Origin of the sequence: Streptomyces sp. NBC_01267, assembly GCF_036241575.1 — a bacterium.
GTDB lineage: Bacteria > Actinomycetota > Actinomycetes > Streptomycetales > Streptomycetaceae > Streptomyces.
The window spans coordinates 23,413-40,878 of record NZ_CP108455.1; the positions used below are offsets into that span (position 1 = coordinate 23,413).

Here is a 17,466-nt window from a genome sequence, read left to right on the forward strand (position 1 = left end):
GTCCTGGAAGGGTAGACGGGACCTGCGGCAGGCGCGTTGCATGTCTTACTTGATGCCGACGTAGTAGCCGTCGCCGTTGAGGACGCGCTGGGCCTTGTAGAAGCCGCCGAGGCGGGCGCCGGCGCTGCGGTTGTCACCGGCGGAGATGATGCGGGTGCTGCCGCGGGCCGGGTTGCCGCCCTCCTTGCTGGCGGCGAACGGGTACTCGTCGCAGTCGTACTTCTTGGGGTCGGGGTTGTGCACCTTCGCGCACATGGCCTTGCGGTGGGCGTTGATGGTCTTCTCGTTCGTGATGCGGTGCAGCGGGGTGGAGGCGCCCGGGTGACCAGCGATCTTGCGCTGGGCATCGAGAATGTGGTTGGCGGACTGCTTCACCTTCGCGTCGCTGCGGGAGAGGCTGAAGACGGGGGATGCGGACGGGAAGACGCAGCCGGGGTTCTTGGTGCGCTGTTTGGGGCCCCAGAACGTGTCGTCGCAGCGGTACTTACCGGACTTGTAGGTGAAGCCGCCTGCTGTGTAGCCGGGCTTGGTGAAGGTGAACCGGTAGGAGGCCGGGCTGGCGAGCTGCTTCTTCTTCCCGACACTGGCGGCGTAGCCAATGGTTCCCTTGTGGGCTGTGCCGAGGGTGGACCCCTGCGGGAACTTGACGGCGGTCTTGACGCCCTTGCCGCCGCCGACGGACAGATTCATGCGGATGCCGCCGGCGTTGACAAGCCTGGCCTTGCCGACGGTGAAGCTCTCTGTCCACTTCAGCTTGTTGGTCTTCAGCGTCATGAAGTGCTTGATGTCGAAGGTGGCAGAGCCGACCGGCTTGCCGTTCTTGAGCAGGTCGAGGCGAGCGCCGACATCCATGCACATGCTGGTGCGTGTGAGGGTGATGGTGTTGATCCTGCAGCTCGCGGCGGCATCCGTGTTGGCGTAGACGTTCTTGACGGCCGAGGCCTGGGCAACGGTGATGCTGTACTTCTCCGGTGCGGCTTGCGCGGTCGCGGTGCTGATGCCGGTAAGGAGGAGGGTGCCGAGAGTGGCACCGATGACGGCCCTCCTGGACGCGCTGATGCGCATGAGTGTGTGTCCCCTCGTTGGTGGACGGACAGCACCTCGTCCCGGCTGCCGTCCGTGAGGCGAACACAATAGGCACTTCAGCGGTCATCGATCTATTGGCCGTTAGGACACTGCCTATTAGGACAAGTCGGGTTTTGGACACCATCGTTGACGGCGAGAACTGCAACAGCGGAACCCGCTCGGTGACACGGCTCCGAGTTATCGGCTGCCTCTAATTTCCGGCCCCGGCTCCTCACACCACCGCCCACCACCCCAACGTTCGCACCGTAGGGTTGGAGCATGCCGACCGAAGACAGCCCGCGCCTCACGGCCAAGCACTGGCAGGACTGCACGGACGTGTACGACTTCCTGGATCAGATCCGGCTCCGGCCCGGCATGTGGGTCCCCGGCAGCTCGCTCCCGCACCTGCAGTCCTTGCTCACCGGCTACCGGGCAGCGCTCGGTGTGCACGGCATCGAGGAACCCTTCGCCTTCTGGCCCGAGGACGACTTCAACCGCTGGCTCCAAGAGCAACGCGACATCGCCGGCTCCCTCACCTGGGCAGCCGAGATCGAACGCAACACCCCCATAGGCTCGACGCCGGTCGAGGAGTTCTTCCGCCTCCTGGACGCGTACCGGAGTGAATCCGCCCAGAACTCGGCACCGGGCGCTGCCTCGACCCGCTTTCCCGGCATCGAGTACATGGACAACACCTTCGTCACCCTTTTCTGGCGCCGACGGCTCCTCACGGAAGCCGAACTGCGGCTCGAAGAGTGCGGCTTCCGCGTCGTCCACCTCGCCGCGGGCGAATGGGCCTCCGAGCAGGACATGCACAGGGACGTTGCCGCCGCGCTGCAGTTCCCCGACTACTACGGCCACAACCTAGACGCGCTCAACGACTGTCTCGGCGATGTGGCCTGCTACGGCCCGTACGACGGCTCACCAGAGGGTACTGGGCTCGTCCTGTCCATCACCGATTACGACCACTTCACCGCCGCTTGCCCGCGAGCGGCCCAGGTCGTTCTGGACATCGTCGCCGACCAGGCCCGCCAGGCGGCGGTGCTTCGGCGCCGCTTCTTCTGCCTGCTCCACAGCAACGACCCGGATATCCAGTTCGAACCGGTCGGAGCCATGCCCGTCATGTGGAACAGCGACGAAGCGCTCGACGCCAAACGTCGGTGAAAACGCGGGGGTGCCTCAGGGGCACGCCTACTGAGGTTTTCAAGGCGGGGTCGGTGGGTTGACGGCCAGTCTTGTGGCGGTGAGACAGCCGTCGATGAGACGGGGCCGGAGTTGGATCCTGCGTAACTCGCTGCGGAGCTTGCGGTCGAGGTCGTCGGGGGTGGTGAATGCGGTGTTGGCCATTGCTCTGCGCACGAGTGACCAGACAGCCTCGACCGGATTCAGGTCGGGTGCATACGGCGGAAGCCGGACGGTGGTGAGCCAGTCGTGTTCGGCCTCGTACCGCTTCAGCCCCGCGGCCAGATGGGTGTTGAGATTGTCCCAGACCACCACGATCGGTCCGTCGAGCTGGATGTGTGCCCGCACCAGGAGGTCGCGATAGTCCTGCCAGGAGAAGCTCTTGCGGGCGCCCTTGAGCAGGAGGTGCGTGCGGGGCCGGTGGATGACACGGCTCTTCTCGCCGGCCTTGTAGCAACACAGCGCGGCAACCGAGGTCCGGCGGCGGGACCTGCCACGCACGCGGATGACGGGGGTATGCCCGCGCCGGCCCCAGGTACGGGCACGGGGCGGCGTCATCGAGAAGCCGGCCTCGTCCTCGAAGACGATCCAGGCCCCAGAGGCCGCCGCGAGCCTTTTACCCGGGGCCACACCTCCTTCTTCCACAGCTCCACCGCGTGCTCGTCACGTTCCAGTGCTCTGCGGGCGGGCGCCTGCCAGGACCAGCCGTGCCGTTTCAGTAGCCGCCACACCGTCGCCACCGACACGCTCACTCGCAGCCGACGGCGGATCACTACCTGGACCCGGACCAGGGTCCAGCGTTCGTCTTCGAAGCCGTGCGTCGCAGGGCCTTTGCCGAGTTCCTCCTCCAGCACGCCGAACTGGGCATCGGTGATGGTCGGTGAGTTCGCCGGACCCGCGGAACGCAGGCCCTCCATGCCGCCCTCGCGCCAGGCCCGACGCCAGCGTTCCACCGACCGCACGCTCACTCGCAAGTCCTTCGCGATCACCAAGGTCTTCTCACCCGCCGCGAACCGCTGCCCGGCCTGAAGCCGGATCTCCTCACGAAACGCCCGACGCTCAGCGGTCAGGCCCCCACCCTCCGAATACCTCACCCCACCGGCATACCGCAGGAATTAAGAACCGTCACCACCCGACGACAACACGAAAACCTCAGTAACCGCTGCGGGGCCCTTCCCGACCATGTCGATGCTGGACGCATCCCCGAACAGCGTGAGCGGAGACACTGAGGTGCGACACCTGACGCCCGTGTTCGCCCTTGGAGCACTCCATCGAGGGAAGGAGATCGAGCAGTTCCTCGGCGGCATCGAACGCGACGGCCGCCAAGGCGTTCGCTGGATTGCCATCAGCCCCGACCGCTCGGGCGTCACCGTCTATCTCAACGAAGTCGTGGACGCCGGCACCGACACTTTCCACGACGTCACCGAGTTCCCGCCCCTGGACCCGGACGAAGAGAGCTGGGGACGGGAAATCGCCGTCCTGGCAACTCCCGAGGAAGCCCTCCAGGTGGCCGTTCAGGAGTTCGGAACGGATCCCGGACGCTGGGTCAATCAGGGCATTGTGTGCGACGGATACCGTGACTTCCGGATCGCTCGTAAAGCCCAGAGTCCGACGCAACCGTGACCTCGAGTCAGCCCCGGCATTGCCTCGGAATGTGGTCAGGCCTGGCCATCCTCGTCGAGCGCCACGAGCAGTTCGTCGACAAGTGCGTGGTGCTGTTCCCGTTCGCCATTGCGCGCCGGAGTGGCGAGGACCAGGGTCTTTGCCAGACCAAGGTCTCCCGGCCCAGCGCCCAGCAGTTCGCGGGTGACGATGATGGAGTCCATCACGCCGATGCCACGCGCGCTGAGCATCGACTGGATCGCCGACATCTCCGAGCCTGTCGCCAGCAGGGGGCGGAGCTCGTCGGTCAAGGCCGAGAGCCGGATGGCCCGTTCGGCGTCGAGTCCAGAGAGTGCCATCGCTCAGCTCCCGTCCTTTGCCGGTACGGGTTCGTCCGCCGTGTCGGCCATGACGAGGCCAGCGCTGACGGCCTGCCTGTCGTCGATCCCGACATGCCGCAGGAAGGCCCAACGGTCCAGCTGAGTGCATGCCCAGTTGGGGTCGTATGCCGCGGTGGGCAGCTGGGGGATGCGCTTGCGGCCCGTTTCGTCCAACCGATACTGCTCCTCGAATGCGGTGCTCCACGCTTGGACAGCGGGGGTGTACCGCTCTCGGGCCTCTTCAGCGCTGATATCCAGGTAGGCCGCGACCTGTGCCCAGGAGCTGCCGCGTTCGACTTCGTAGACGACGGCCGAGTTCAGAGTCCGCTCAGCCAGTTCGATGAGCTGTCGGGCTTGGCTGACGCGACCGGCGAGTCCGGTATCAACATCGCTTCGAGTACCCACCAGCCCGGCGGCGCTGTCCCCTACCTCTGTGGCGTGGTCGGCAAGTACGAGCCGGGCCAGTCCTTCACGGGAGTACGCGGATTGGTCATGGTCGTAGGGGGTCGGCTCGCTCATGAGGGACAGAATTCCATGTCCACGTGTTCTGCGGGTACTGAGTATTCACGGCCGACTACCCCATGAACGGGCCGATTCACCACAAGGCGGGAACCTGCCCTGTTTCGGCGCTGCCTGGCACAGGTTCGCCGGAACATGTGCACTTTACTGAAGGTCTTGTTCGAGGTCAGGATGATCGAGCCCTTCTCGTAGCGCTTTGAGATCACCTCGAAGACCAGGTTCGCCTCGGCGCGTTCGAGGGGCTGGTAGCCGGCCTCATCAACCACGAGGACGCTGGGCCGCAGGTAGGTGCCGAGCTTGTTGACCAGCCGTCCGGCGGTTTCGGCGGTCTTGAGGTTGCGGACCATGTCGTCGGGGGTCGTGATGTAGATCGAGTAGCCGGCCCGGCAGGCTGCGACGGCCAGGGCGACGGCGATATGCGTCTTGCCGACCCCGGGAGTTATAAACGGGAGCTGAGCCCCTCTCTTCTCTGTCTGCAACGAGCGTCACGCCAGGGCCAGCGTTGCGGCCGGCGCGGCGTGCTCAGGACATGCAATTCGTCGAGCACGGTCGGGGCGACGGGATACCCGTCCTCAAGGACGGCCGGGGGCCGTGGAGGGATTCAGCGTTTGACGCGGTTCGGATGTTTGACAGCGGCCAGTTGAAATCCCAGATAGCGGGGAGCTGGCCGGCCGTGTGGATGGCTACGGAGTGTGAAGAGCTGTCTAGGCAGTCCGAGCGAGATCCATGATCCAGTTGGTGCGCCAGGTGGTTCCGCCGTCGTAGGAGAACGCCTGCTCCCAGCGCGGGGCCTTCGGGTTGCGGGTGGTCCACTGGAAACGGACCTTGACCTCGTGCCCACCGAGGACGTCGTCGCAGAAGAACGTGCCGACGCCCTCGGTGAAGGAGCCCTCCACGTACGGGTCCAGGTGCCCGGGTCGACCGCTGGAGGCCCACCAGATCCGCCACACCTTGGCCTCCGGGTCGAACTGCCGCAGTGTGAAACCCTCGAAGGATTCGGCGAAGATCCGATCGACATGCCCGAGTCCGCCAAGGACTGGCTCCGCCGACGCTGTGGCATCGAACTCGATCCACTCCTCGCAGGTGGGGTCGGTGACGTCCACCAGCTTGCGATTGCGTACCTGCCAGTCGCCGAAGATGAAGTCGAAGTCGGAACGCCCGTCGGCAAGCACGGCAGAACTCACGGCAACTACCCCCAAGGTGCTGCGCTGCTGGTCTCGTTCGGGCAGCGCTGAGGCCGAAACGGTACGTTTCCACTCGGCCGCACAGGCAACATCTTGATCAAGAAGTCGTCACGGTATGTGACACATTCGCTGGCCGTACGGAACTTGAAGTGGCCGCTCGCAGATGGCGAGAACGGCGAAGCCGAGAAGGACGGGTTCGAGGAAGCGTGACGTCATCTCGATGTCTTCTCCGGTGGTGGTGAGGTTCTGGTCAAAGGTTTGGAAGTCGACGGAGTTGATGGCGGCGCGTGTGGCCTTCGCGGCCCGCTCGGCGGTGAACCGGCTGTCGGCGGAGTCGGTGACAGCCGGGGCGGGGTTCGTGTGATGAGGGCCAGAGTCTGTCCGGTGGCGGGGAGGGTGCCGGTGGTGCAGGGTTTCCGGTCGTTGGTGGGCAGACCCCACATCATCAGCGTCAGGACAGTGGCGGTCATGGCCAGGGCAAGCTAGGACAACGCGCGGGAGGTCCGCAGACCGTAGCCGGGCAGGGCCCAGTACCCGGTGAGTAGGCCGCGCTCCACTCGGCTGCGCCAACGGTCCAGGCGCCGCATCTCCGTTTCGGCGTAGTAGAAGTCGGCGGCGCCGGGATGACCTTCCCGAAGACCCGATAGAGCTGGAGCGCACTGCCTGGACGGCGATCCAGGAGAACCAGCAGGCCTCCGGCCGCTTCTGTTCAGAGGGCCTCGGCGAGGTCATCGGTTTGGTCGGCCAGGTTCTGCGCGGTGCCCGGTCTGCGGAGGTGCTCTCGGCGGGCTGCTGCCAGGAGCGCGGTCACAGTTGCTGGCTCAGCGCCGGTCACGGTGGCGATCTGATCGATGCTCAGTAGCAGGTTGTCGTGGAGCAGGGAGGTGCTCTCGGCTGCCGTGAGCGTGTGGCCGCTGCGGTGGGCGACGGCCCTGGTGTGTTTCTCCCAGGCCCAGGCGGAGGGGCGCGGTTTGGTGACGATGGTGGTCCAGCTGCTGGCTATGAGATCGAAGAGGTGGGAGGCGGCGAGCCGTGCCTCTTCCGGGGTGAGGAGGGCTGCGGCGTAGGCGTGGTAGGCGGGGCGGTGCAGATCGTAGAAGGCGTAGAAGGCGTTCGTGAGCAGGGTGGGTCGGACGGGCTTCATGGTCCTGTTCCTGATGGTCAGGGTCAGAAGGACTCGGCGCGGAGGGTGCTGATCTTGGCGCTGGCGCGGGCCTGGCGCCGGACTTGGGCGTTGAGTGTGCTGGTCTCGGCGTTGGCGTGGGCCTGGCGCCACAGTGGTCGGATGGTGTCGGGCAGGCCGTGGAGGACGGTGGTGAGCCGTGCGACCACCTGCCACACGGGGACGCCTGGGCCGTCGAGCGCCTGTCGTAGCTCGGTAGCGGTGATGTGTTGCGCGGAGGCGAGGAGCGTCTCGTCGCTTGGGGATCCGGCAGCGTAGTGGAGGGCTTGCAGGTAGGTGCGCAGGGCCTGGACGGGTTCTGCGGCTGAGGGGCGTACTCGGGCGGCTGTTTCCCAGAGGGGTTTCATCAGAGCGGAGTTGCCCCCGCACGTATCGGAGATGGCCTTGACGTGCTGCCAGGAGACGTCGCGCTGGCCGGAGAGTATGCGTGATACGTAGGACGGGTGGATTTTCATGCGGTCGGCGAGTTCCCGCTGGGAGATGTGCGAGCCGTTCCACATGAGGGTGAGCGCGCTGGCCAGACGCTGGCGTGGCTGGCGCAGCGGGTTCGGTGTATCCGGCAGGTCGGCTGCGGTTTGGTTGTCCGGGGTGGTGCGGCGCGGTCGGTGACGTGATGTCAGGGCCTGGTCGACGATGTGCGGGTTGTATTTCTTGCGCAGCCGGTCCTCGGTGCGCTCCAGGATTTCCGCGAGTTCGCCGAGCGGTTCGCCCTGGGAGCGTTGGCGTACGACGAGGGCTCCGATCGCTTCCTGCGTCAGGCTCTTGATCGCGACGACGCGGTCGAGCAGTTCCGTTGTCGGGGTGGCGATGCCGTAGGCGCTCTGCATCAGTTCTTCGGAGAGTGCGGTGAGGTCCTCGGCGATGTCGCGGACGGCTTCGGTGCAGCGGGTGGCGCGATCGGTGTCGACGCAGGGCGCGGAGCGGGCGGGCCGTGCGGGGCCCGACTGCGAACGGATAGACACGGGTGACCTCTTTCGGGGGTGCCGGGGCGGGTATCTGTGCCTGCCCGCCCGCTGACGCGGTGGCGATCTGTGCTGCGGCCGTGCGGCGGGAGGTGGTGTTCCCGCCGCACGGCCTGTCAGATCAGCGTCGGCGGATTCGCCGGTAGACCAGCGAAGATCCGTGAGAGGCCGTCAGGAGAAGCGTCAGGAACGGCAGCACCCGGGGCAGAAGGAGGCCCGGGATCGCGAGAAGAGGCAGGGAAAGCGCGACGACGAGCAGGTTTCCCCGGACTGCGACAGCCATGACAGACATGGCATCTCTCTCCCGCGTTTGAACCGGGTGCGGGAAAGGGATGATACGTTCACGGCGCAGTTTCCGTGCAATTGCAGAAGCACGTGCAGGGAGACGGGTTCGGTGTCGGTGAAGAATCACGAGGGGATTCCCTTCGGGGTCGGAGCTGACGCGTGAGAAGCGACAGACCCCGGCGAGGCGACCAACCAGTAGCCGGGGTCTTTGCTTGCCCGGCTTAGAACCGGGAATCGGACAGTACTACCTTCCGCAGGCAACTAGTGCCACAAAGTAGCGTCGTGGGCATAGGTACCCATCCCCCACTTAATGAACGCTCAACTACTGTCCTGCACGAAACAGTCCGGTAAGTGATCAAAATCGGTCAACAGAATCGGGCATGCGTGGCGAAGGCCCTGAATTCGCCCAGCCGGAAGTGCGCCCGCGTGCACGGGCCCTACCCCCATTGCGACAACCGTGCGCCCTCCACCGAAACGCTCGAAGATCCACAAGTTTGTCAACAAATCGTTGCGTCACCCGCGGATCCCCGTGCGGGTGATTCCCGCCCACCAGGCGAACCGCGGCGACGCCGCCCCGCGTCGGGCCAGGCATGGACAAGATCGACGCACAACACGTAGCCGAACCCGGACTCGTCGTTCTCGACATCACCGCGGCCGACGAATCAACCGCCCTGCAGACCATGACCGAACTCAGCCAGCTCTGGGCGACTTCCGGCGTCAGCCCCGTCCAGCGCACACCCGGCGAACCCGGCATCCACACACGGCTGTACGCGAACCTCCGGCACTACGACAGCGATGGCACCCAAGATCCGACCCCGTGAAGGCCAGCGTGGAGAGCACTACCGCAGGGGCAGAAGTGCCGCAGCGGCGTCGTACTCCTGGCACGCCCCGCCGCCGGGTCCGCGCAGCGCGGTGAGCGCCTGGTCGAGATCGATTTCCCGCCCGGCCTCTCCCGCGACCTCGCAGTCGTGGACGTGAACCATCTGGCCCCGCGGTCGGCGGCGGTGGTCCAGCACGCTCACCACACGCCATCCCCAACGCGGCCCGGCCGGAACCGGCACGGGAGACGGCGGCAGAGGATGGGTCGGCACAGGGTCGTACGACACTCCGTCAACGGGTCGTACCCGGTCCGGTGGCAGCCACATCCGCAACTCCGCGGGCACGGCGTCGACGGCGCCATCTGTGTTGTGCCACAGAAGAAGTACCACCAGGTAGCGCCAGGTCCCGTTCTCCATCTGCCGGCGGGATTCCAGGACTCCGGTGAGTTCCTGTTCTCTGGGGTGGGCGGGGCTGTGGTGTGACGTGGTGCGGGGCGGATTCGGTGCTCATCGTCTAGGCAGAGCGAGTACCGGCGGGCTCCTCGGCCGGTCGAGTGCTTGAGTGCCATCCGGGCCTCCACCAGGTCCTCGCCACCGAGCGTCTCCCAGAAGGAGTGGGTGCTCACCAGGATGGTGAGATCGCGTAGCTGGAGGTGCAGGCCCTCGACCTGTCACGCAGGCCGGCCGCGACGGACGACTTCCCCGAGGCGCTGTTGCCGCGGAGCACGATCAGGCGCGTGTCCTGCGTTCCGACCGTGCCCGGCACGCTCTGCGTCACGTGTCGTCGCCCGCGATGCTCAGCTGCATCCGGGTCTCGTGGAAGTGCTCCCAGTCCATGACCAGGCGGAAGCGCCGGTGGGCCTCCAGGCGCTCGGCGTCGGCGGGCTCCTGGCCGCGCTGCACGTGGGCGTCCCCAGACTCCACGAGCTCCGCGAGGGCGAGACGGACGTCGTCGGCGTCCTGGCCGGTGGCGGCCGCCAGGCGGTCCAGGGAGGTGAGGACCTCCTGCGGTTCACCCAGATCGTCGACCAGATGGTTGATGAGGGTGTTGACGAGCGGCCCGGTGCGCAGCGTCCAGCGGATCTTGTCGAGGCGCTGGCTCTGTTCGGAATCCAAGGGGAGCAGGTCGCCGGGCAGCGGGAGCGCGGCGGGCATCGACCACCGGGCGCCGTCCGGTGTCTCCGCGCGGCTGGCCAGGCCCCACGTCAGGTAGAGCTCGGACAGGTCCCGCACCGTTGTGGGCACCGGGTAGCCAGCAGCCGTCAGCATGGCGCCGAACTGCTCCCAGCGCCGCGCCTCGCACGCCTCGCGGCCTTCCGGCGCTTCCTCGTAGTCCCACTCCTCATCAGGCCACGAGAACGTGAGCGCTCCATCGAGATCGCCGCCGATCATGTCCCAGTGGCCGTCGAAGATCTCCTGCACCAGGTCGTCCAGCGAACCGGTGCAGCCGGGCTGGCTCGCGGTCCCGATCAGCATCGTCAGGGGGAAGCCCTGGCGGGGCAGCACGTGGTCCCAGCCCGAGACGAACCAGTCGTTGTGCATCGCCATATCCCGGCGCCGGCCGGGCACAGACGGGTTCTCAGTCATCCGCAGCTCTTCCTCGAAAACGGGCCCAACGCTCGCAGCGTACGCACTGTGGTGCGGGGAGCGTTCCTACTCCAGGCCGGGAAGTTGCGGGTCGTCAGCGCGGGGTCAGGGCGCGCCTGGCCGTGTTGATGATGTGGTGGGCGTCGGCCCCGTAGACGGCAGATTCCTGAAGGGTGTTCCAGACGCGCAGGTAGGTGGCGACGCTGGCCACGTCGTCGATCCAGAGTTCCGCGTGCCAGTCTTCGACGATGGCCAGGCGTTCGTCATAGATCCAGAAGCTGTTGCCGGGGAAGATCTTCAGCGAGGCGCTGAACGGGATGATCCCGAGTTCGACGGTGTCCAGGCCGATGGCCCCCGCCAGATGATGGAGCTGCGAGGCGAGTACGGGCGGGGGGCAGACCAGAGAGCGCAGCGCCCCCTCCCACATCATGATCCGATACTTCCTGCCGCGCTGGTACAGACCCTCCTGGCGCTGGATCCGGGCACGTACTGCGTCCTCGGTGTCGCGGGGGGAGCGCATGAGTTCGGAGTGGCGGGTGAAGACGTGGCGGGCATAGTCCGGGATCTGCAGCATGCCGGGGATGAGGCAGTTCTCCCAGATGGTGAGGACCTCCGTCCGCTCCCCCTCCGCCGCTGCCGCGTCCTGCACCGTCTTGTGCCCTGCCGCGAGCTGCCGGCGCCATGAGCGAATGTGCGACTCGAATCCTCTGAGCCGGGCCAGGAGTTCGTCGTACGTCTCGGGCTGCCCGGTCCCCTGTGCCCACGCGCGAAGGTCTTCGGAGGTCGCGGTCTGGCGGCCGTTTTCCAGCTTGCTGACCTTGACCTTGGACCACCCCGGGCCGAGGCGGGTCGCGAGCTGCGTACCGGTGAGCCGACCCTCAGGGGCGGTGAGCCGCAGTTCCCGGAGCCGAATTCCGAGATCCTCACGCGCCTGCTGATAGTCCGTACCCACCGGTGCTCACCTGCTCTACTCCCCCGCTGCCATCCGCGCCACGAACTCCGGGTACGGGAGGGCATAGTGCATGGCGGCGTCACGCCACCGGTTGTACTGGTTGACCCGTGCGGGCTCCGAGATCAGCTCCACACCCGTCAGGTTCTCCGCCTCGTCCCAGAGGCACACGGCGACGATGTGTGAGTCGAAGATCCAGAAGTCTTCGTCGGGGAGGTTGTGGCGTTCGGCGTCCGCGCGCCACATGTTGCGGACGTCCTCACCCAGCTGCTCGTTGTGTTCGGCGTGCGCGAGGAGGTAGCGCTGTCCCTCGGTCGGCGGGTCGTCGACGATGCGCACCCGCGCGACGCTCGCGCCGTCTGCGGTCTTGGCGGTGATGGTGTGGGCCCACGGTGAGGCCATGTCCCACGTAGGCGTCTCGCCCCGTACGAACTGCTGGTAGGTGCTGGTCGCCCTGTCGACGGCGTAGCCGCGGGCCATCTCCAGGTGCCATGCGCTGTGCCGGAAGTTCTCGAACATCCGCGCAAACTCTTCGGGGGTGAGGATGCGCGGCTCTTCCTCGCGATCCTTCGGTCCGAAGTCGATGAGGGTGTTGCGCGGGATGACGACCGGGATCTCGTCTTCGTCGATGTGCTGGAGCTGGGCGAGCGCCTCGGGGTCGGTGAGGCGCGGCCCGTGCACGATGATCTCGCCCGTGTCCAAGTCCTCATGCACTGCGGGGCAGGAACCGCCGCCGCTTCCCGTGCCGTTGAAGCGCAGTCGTCGCGCCATGATCAGTTCCTTTCGTCGAGGACTGATCCATCCAGCATCACCGAGGCCAGTGCTCTCCGTACTGACTTTGGCAGGCCCTCATGGATAACATCGCGCAACTCCGTCAGGGGGTCAAGAAACTTCGAGAAACTCCCCTGGCGCTCCTCAACCTGCCGTCCGTAGCGTCGATTTCATGGCTACTGGACACGACCGCGATGCGATCGACCCGTACACCGCGACCGAGACCCTGCGCGAGGCGCTCACGGCGGCCGGCATCGTGCTCCCGTCCCTGGGTACCGACGGCGCATCGCCCTACCTGGGCCTCGTCACTCTGGGGAGCATCCGGGCCGACGTGGCCCTGAAGCTCGCCGACACGCTGCGCCGAGGGTCCGCATGACCCAGCAGCCGCCCCCGGACACCGGCGCCCTGGTCCTCGACACCGCCTCGCCCGCACTGCGGCTCATTGACCTCGGGCGGGTGCGCTCCGACGTCGCCGCCCGCCTCGCCCAAGCGATCCAGACAGGAGTCCGCGCGTGAACGGATCCGAGAAGCCGGCAACGACACTCAGCCACGGCGAACTGCCCTACCCCCGCGGCACTCTCGTCAGAGACACGATCTCGGAACGCACCGGTCTGCTCACAGGCGTCCTCGAGGAACGGCTCAAGAAGACGGGCAACCTGGTCAGCCGACAAGCGTTCATGGTTCCGGAAGGCGGCGGCCTCGAATGGGACACACCACTGGAACGCGTGAGGCCCGTGGACCCCGGAACCACCGCATAGACCCGGCCCACCGGTGAACTACCCGCGGCATGACGGGCTACAGCTCGGAACGCGGACCCGTGACCATGTGTGGTCCCGTGCGGGCCAAGGGACCCACCCCGATGCCCGAGCCACTGCGCCAGGCAGTTCACCAGCTCGTCTCCGAAGTGTCATGAACTGCGAAGAGGTGCTGCGCTACACCGAGCCGGATCTCGCACGCGACTGGAAGCGGATGACGCTGTACCGGGCCACGAATGCGGCGGACACCATGGACATGGTGGCCATGCTGATGGCCGCGTACTGCGAGCACACCGCCATGGCCCCCCACACGCTGCAGAGTTACGTCCGGGTCGGGCAGCAAGAGATCCGGTCACGGCTCGCAGGAAGAGGACCGCGCACACGTGACGGGCCTGGTGGGCGAGGCGCTCTCGTACGAGGCGATGCGAGCGCCGTCGAACCGGATGCGGCACGCTCGGGGCCAGCGGCAGGTCGAGCAAGCGCAGCAACCTGAGGACGACCCGCAGAAGCTGTTCACCGAGGCGTGCCCGCACGGGCTGAAGGCACAGCTGTGCGACGATGTCGACTCGCTGGACAGCTACCTGCCGCCACAGGTGGCGCAGTTGGCCCGCAGGGTGGCCGAAGCTCTCGAAGTACCGGAGCTGGCCGCAACGTAATGCCGGGGCCGGGCCGTCTCCCGGGGGCAGGGAGGCGAGGACGGCGCCTTCGTGGAGGTTGGCGGCCGTGAGGGGGTCGTCTGTGGGGGCCGCTTTGACGAAGAAGCGGCGCCCGTCGGCAAGGGTCAGGGCGGCGGCCAGCTGGTGGCCGAAGCCGCCCGCAGGGGTGACGGCATCCGTAATGGGGGAGCCGAGGGAGGTTTTGAGGCGGGTCCGCAGCGGGGCGGGGACGTCGGTCCATCGCAGACGGCCGACGGGAGGGAGCACAGGCATGGAGGCAACTCACAAAGGGGGGGTGACGGGTGAGGGGCGCGGGGGTAAGCGCCGACCCGGACCGAGTGAGGTGGTGCCTCAGTGGTCCAGACCGGCGCTTGGCGCCTGTCGCCGCATCGCGCGCATGCCTTGAGTCCCTTGGAAGTCAGGAAGGACACCCGTTGTGCGGGTGTCCTTCCACTGTAGCGGGACGGGTGGGTCAGTTCGCGGGGATCGGGGTCAGGTGGTGCAGGAGGGAGGGTCCGATGCGGGTGTGATCGGTCAGGAGGTGGCGGGCTCCGGCCGTGTGGAGTGCGGCGGGCGGGTGCCAGCCCCAGATGGCGCCCAGTGCGAGGACGCCGGCGGCGCGAGGCCGACTGAGTGACTGCCAGAATGATCCGTTGCGCCAAATGGTTCGTTACTTCGTTTCAGGGGGCTCTGCTTGAGCGGCTATGTACGGCGTCGGAGGAACCTGTTCAACATGTCTGGTCCTTCGGCGGCGATGACGCTGGGAGGGGTGGTGACTGCGCCCGCGGTCACCAGCATCTTCAAAGACCGGGACGGCAAGGGGAAGGGTCTGATGCAGGGTTGGGTGACAAGTTCAGTCACGCGGCCTGGAGGGCCGGTGTGGTCATGACGGTTTCGAATTCGACAGGGGTCAGTTGAACCGTTCCGGGTTTGATCGAGGCTCGATCTTTTGGAAGGATCGAGTCCGTTATGGCGAAGCAATACCCCAAGGAGCTCAAGGAGCGGGCCGTGCGTCTGGTCCTGGAGACTCGTGATCAGTACAAGACGGAGTCCGCGGCGATCCGGTCGATCGGCGCGAAGCTCGACATCGGGCCGGAGTCCCTGCGGAACTGGGTGCGGCAGGCCGAGGTCGACGCCGGTGCTCGGACCGGGACAACGACCGAGGAATCCGCCCAGCTCAAAGCCCTCAAGAAGGAGGTCGCCGAGCTGAAGCGGGCGAACGAGATCTTGAAGGCGGCGGCGAGTTTCTTCGCGGCCGAGCTCGACCGGCCACACACACGCTCGTAGCGTTCATCGACGAGCACCGGGACCGCTTCGGCGGAGTCGAGCCGATCTGCAGGACGCTCACCGAGCACGATTGCAGCATCCACCCGTCCACCTACTACGCACACAAGAAGCGCCCGCTGTCAGCCCGTGCCATGCGGGACGCGGAACTGGCTCCGTTGATCGTGGAGATATTCCGGGACAACTACAGCGTCTACGGGGCCCGCAAGATCTGGGCCGAGCTGAAGCGGCAAGGTCATCAGGTGGCGCGGTGCACTGTTGAGCGCCTGATGAAAGCCGAGGGCCTCACGGGGGCGGTGCGCGGGAAGAAGATCGTCACCACCAGGGCGGACAAGGAAGCCGACCGGGCGCCGGACCGGCTGGGCCGGCAGTTCGTGGCCAGCGCCCCCAACCGGGTGTGGGTCGCCGACTTCACCTACGTGGCCACCTGGTCCGGCACCGTCCACGTCGCGTTCGTCGTGGACACCTTCTCCCGCCGGATTGTCGGCTGGTCCGCCGCGACGAACAAGCAGACCCCGCTGGTGCTGTCCGCACTCGAGATGGGCCTGTGGCAACGTGACCGCGCGAACACCCCTGTGATGGCACGGGAGTTGATCCATCACTCCGATGCCGGTTCGCAATACACCAGCTTCCGGCTCGCCGCCCACCTGGCGTCCGAACAGATCGCGGCCTCCATCGGCACCGTCGGCGACGCCCTGGACAACGCCCTGATGGAATCGACCATCGGTCTGTACAAAACCGAGCTGATCAAACCGCAGCGTCCCTGGAAGGCCCTGAGCGACGTCGAGTTGGCCACGGCCGAATGGGCCGACTGGTACAACCACCGACGACTCCACGGTGAAATAGGACACGTCCCACCAGTCGAATACGAAGCCACCTACTACCAACAGAACACCCAAGAACCGCAGGTCACAGCCACAATCTAGAGTCTCTACCGAACCCGGAACGGTTCAATCTGAGATGAGTCAAGATGGCCCCGGTATGCCTTGCGGAGCGCGAGCGCCACGGGCTTCTCGTCCAGCATCCGGTAGGCGTGCGACCGCGAGACCCCCTGATCCGCACACCACTTCCGGAAGGACCGATAGGTCTGGCCCGGTGCGTCGGGATCCTCGATGTCCTTGAACGCCTTGCTTTGGTGCATGAGCTGAACGGCGGGTCCGGCCCACCTGAAATAGATCTCCCGCGCGGGGCCCTTCGTCTTCTCGTACACCCGCCGCGCCTCGAAGATGCGCCGTTGGCACGCTTCGATGATTTCGGCATGCGGGGCATCACTCTGGACGAGCCGAAGAGGATCAGAAAGCGCGCTTCGACTGCACCAGTGACCGCCGATCCCGGCTGGTGCTGTTGGCGGTCTGGGGACGGCGTTGCACTCGGAGCGGCCGGGTTCAGAGGGCGGCCGCGCGGCGGCGCACGACCACGGCCTGGATGCCGAGGGTGACGGCCAGGTAGAGATAGATCGTGGAGAATCCGAGCACACCGGCCTTGGCCGAGTGGTCGATCCACGCGTCCATGCCGAAGTGCACGGCCATCGAGACCAGCCACAGAACCACGGTGATCATCGTGCCCTTGCAGAAGGCCTCCCCGGCCGGGCCACGCCACACCTGCATGGTCAGCGCCCGCACGGCTCCGAAGGCGGCGGCGACCACGAAGCTCAGGCAGACGATGGTCAGGGTGCCGGCGGACAGCGGGTGATGGGTCGTCACCGACTTCACTCCGAACACCATGGCGGCCACGCCGAGCACCACGAGCACTCCGAGGAGGACAAGCGGCACGGACCTGCCCATCGGACGCGCGCGCAGTTGTCGGGTTATGAGCAGCGCCAGGATGACGAGACCGATCAGAGCGCTGGTGGTGTTGTTCACGCGCGGAACCTCCTAGGTTCTTTCTTCGCGTCCGGCCGCGGACCCGCTGTGCGCAAAGCCGCGACGGTGAGGAGCAGGTTATCCAATAAGGCAGCGATCTCGCCTGCCCTTCCTTGCCACACAGCGTTTTTTCCAACCCTGGTTCCAGATCTTCTCCACCCCGGGGTGGAGGCGCGCCCATGCCGCCCTCCCCTAACCTCGAAGGGCCGCGGTTCACGTGGTGAGGGGCCGAAAAGGAGCGTCCGAAAAGTAGCGCACCATCAGAGGACGAATGAGTGCGTCGGCCGCTTCCTGCCCTCGGAACCGGGTCGCCCGCCCCCCGTCGGGCGGCCCGGCTACGGGCCGGCAACCTCAGACCGCACTGCCGGAAGGTAAATCTGTCGACAAGCCTGTGGCAATGTCACGCAAAGCCAAGGCGGTCGACT

General features: G+C 66.5%; 20 protein-coding genes and 2 pseudogenes. 8 read left to right on the plus strand and 14 right to left on the minus strand.

What is annotated here, in order from left to right:
- Positions 1–45 precede the first annotated feature (45 nt).
- Entirely contained in the window at positions 46–1,065 is a 1,020-nt protein-coding gene (locus OG709_RS00120; protein WP_326695770.1) for a NucA/NucB deoxyribonuclease domain-containing protein, read from the minus strand.
- A 279-nt stretch (positions 1,066–1,344) separates the two neighbouring features.
- Between OG709_RS00120 and OG709_RS00125 the strand changes: the two genes are divergently transcribed.
- Positions 1,345–2,226, plus strand: a complete 882-nt coding sequence (locus OG709_RS00125) for a barstar family protein (protein ID WP_326695769.1) — start codon at positions 1,345–1,347, stop codon at positions 2,224–2,226.
- Positions 2,227–2,265: 39 nt separating this feature from the next.
- Here OG709_RS00125 and OG709_RS35965 read toward each other — a convergent pair.
- Positions 2,266–3,338 (minus strand): IS630 family transposase gene (locus OG709_RS35965; RefSeq protein WP_442815352.1). Its coding sequence is split into 2 segments (ribosomal slippage): positions 2,266–2,828 and positions 2,828–3,338, totalling 1,074 coding nucleotides; the frame shifts between segments, so codons are not numbered across the junction.
- A gap of 88 nt (positions 3,339–3,426) precedes the next feature.
- Between OG709_RS35965 and OG709_RS00140 the strand changes: the two genes are divergently transcribed.
- A complete protein-coding gene (locus OG709_RS00140; protein ID WP_329164169.1) occupies positions 3,427–3,867 on the plus strand; it encodes a hypothetical protein in 441 nt (146 codons plus the stop codon).
- A gap of 35 nt (positions 3,868–3,902) precedes the next feature.
- Here OG709_RS00140 and OG709_RS00145 read toward each other — a convergent pair whose 3' ends face one another.
- From OG709_RS00145 to OG709_RS00170, 6 genes and pseudogenes are all read right to left on the minus strand, one after another.
- Complete coding sequence (locus OG709_RS00145; RefSeq protein ID WP_326695767.1) at positions 3,903–4,205, minus strand: hypothetical protein; 303 nt, start codon at positions 4,203–4,205, stop codon at positions 3,903–3,905.
- 3 nt (positions 4,206–4,208) lie between these two features.
- Positions 4,209–4,745, minus strand: a complete 537-nt coding sequence (locus tag OG709_RS00150; protein ID WP_329164171.1) for a hypothetical protein — start codon at positions 4,743–4,745, stop codon at positions 4,209–4,211.
- Positions 4,746–4,888: 143 nt separating this feature from the next.
- Positions 4,889–5,182 (minus strand): annotated as a pseudogene (locus OG709_RS00155) (ATP-binding protein); the annotation flags it as partial.
- 267 nt (positions 5,183–5,449) lie between these two features.
- Positions 5,450–5,929, minus strand: a complete 480-nt coding sequence (locus OG709_RS00160) for a hypothetical protein (RefSeq protein ID WP_326695765.1) — start codon at positions 5,927–5,929, stop codon at positions 5,450–5,452.
- 709 nt (positions 5,930–6,638) lie between these two features.
- Positions 6,639–7,073 carry a hypothetical protein gene (locus OG709_RS00165; RefSeq protein WP_326695764.1) on the minus strand — a complete coding sequence of 145 codons (435 nt, stop codon included), beginning with the start codon at positions 7,071–7,073 and terminating at the stop codon, positions 6,639–6,641.
- A gap of 23 nt (positions 7,074–7,096) precedes the next feature.
- The gene (locus tag OG709_RS00170) at positions 7,097–8,074 is read right to left on the minus strand and encodes a helix-turn-helix domain-containing protein (protein WP_329164174.1); all 978 of its coding nucleotides are present in this window, start codon (positions 8,072–8,074) and stop codon (positions 7,097–7,099) included.
- An 875-nt stretch (positions 8,075–8,949) separates the two neighbouring features.
- Here OG709_RS00170 and OG709_RS00175 point away from each other — a divergent pair.
- Positions 8,950–9,180: a DUF6207 family protein gene (locus OG709_RS00175; protein ID WP_326695762.1), complete on the plus strand. Its 231-nt coding sequence runs from the start codon at positions 8,950–8,952 to the stop codon at positions 9,178–9,180.
- A gap of 18 nt (positions 9,181–9,198) precedes the next feature.
- Here OG709_RS00175 and OG709_RS00180 read toward each other — a convergent pair whose 3' ends face one another.
- The 5 genes and pseudogenes from OG709_RS00180 to OG709_RS00200 form a co-directional block, all read right to left on the minus strand.
- Complete coding sequence (locus tag OG709_RS00180; RefSeq protein ID WP_326695761.1) at positions 9,199–9,381, minus strand: DUF6233 domain-containing protein; 183 nt, start codon at positions 9,379–9,381, stop codon at positions 9,199–9,201.
- A 463-nt stretch (positions 9,382–9,844) separates the two neighbouring features.
- Positions 9,845–9,943: pseudogene (locus tag OG709_RS00185) on the minus strand (kinase); the annotation flags it as partial.
- Positions 9,944–9,951: 8 nt separating this feature from the next.
- Positions 9,952–10,764 carry a DUF6042 family protein gene (locus tag OG709_RS00190; protein WP_326695757.1) on the minus strand — a complete coding sequence of 271 codons (813 nt, stop codon included), beginning with the start codon at positions 10,762–10,764 and terminating at the stop codon, positions 9,952–9,954.
- A 94-nt stretch (positions 10,765–10,858) separates the two neighbouring features.
- Positions 10,859–11,716 (minus strand): helix-turn-helix domain-containing protein, encoded by an 858-nt coding sequence (locus OG709_RS00195; protein WP_326695756.1) that lies wholly within the window; start codon positions 11,714–11,716, stop codon positions 10,859–10,861.
- Between the two features lie 15 nt (positions 11,717–11,731).
- A complete protein-coding gene (locus OG709_RS00200) occupies positions 11,732–12,484 on the minus strand; it encodes a DUF6879 family protein (protein WP_326695755.1) in 753 nt (250 codons plus the stop codon).
- Between the two features lie 172 nt (positions 12,485–12,656).
- Between OG709_RS00200 and OG709_RS00205 the strand changes: the two genes are divergently transcribed.
- The 5 genes from OG709_RS00205 (at position 12,657) to OG709_RS00225 (ending at position 16,105) form a co-directional block, all read left to right on the plus strand.
- Positions 12,657–12,860, plus strand: a complete 204-nt coding sequence (locus tag OG709_RS00205) for a hypothetical protein (RefSeq protein ID WP_326695754.1) — start codon at positions 12,657–12,659, stop codon at positions 12,858–12,860.
- Positions 12,857–13,000 carry a hypothetical protein gene (locus tag OG709_RS00210; RefSeq protein ID WP_326695806.1) on the plus strand — a complete coding sequence of 48 codons (144 nt, stop codon included), beginning with the start codon at positions 12,857–12,859 and terminating at the stop codon, positions 12,998–13,000. The genes OG709_RS00205 and OG709_RS00210 overlap by 4 nt, the downstream gene beginning before the upstream one ends.
- Positions 12,997–13,242, plus strand: a complete 246-nt coding sequence (locus OG709_RS00215; protein WP_326695753.1) for a hypothetical protein — start codon at positions 12,997–12,999, stop codon at positions 13,240–13,242. The genes OG709_RS00210 and OG709_RS00215 overlap by 4 nt, the downstream gene beginning before the upstream one ends.
- Positions 13,243–13,622: 380 nt before the next feature.
- A complete protein-coding gene (locus OG709_RS00220) occupies positions 13,623–13,895 on the plus strand; it encodes a hypothetical protein (protein WP_329164178.1) in 273 nt (90 codons plus the stop codon).
- Positions 13,896–14,864: 969 nt separating this feature from the next.
- A protein-coding gene (locus OG709_RS00225) for an IS3 family transposase (RefSeq protein WP_326695751.1) occupies positions 14,865–16,105 on the plus strand; the annotation gives its coding sequence in 2 pieces (ribosomal slippage) (positions 14,865–15,138 and positions 15,138–16,105; 1,242 coding nt in all).
- A gap of 459 nt (positions 16,106–16,564) precedes the next feature.
- Here OG709_RS00225 and OG709_RS00230 read toward each other — a convergent pair.
- Positions 16,565–17,041, minus strand: a complete 477-nt coding sequence (locus OG709_RS00230) for a hypothetical protein (protein ID WP_266644833.1) — start codon at positions 17,039–17,041, stop codon at positions 16,565–16,567.
- Positions 17,042–17,466: the final 425 nt, after the last annotated feature.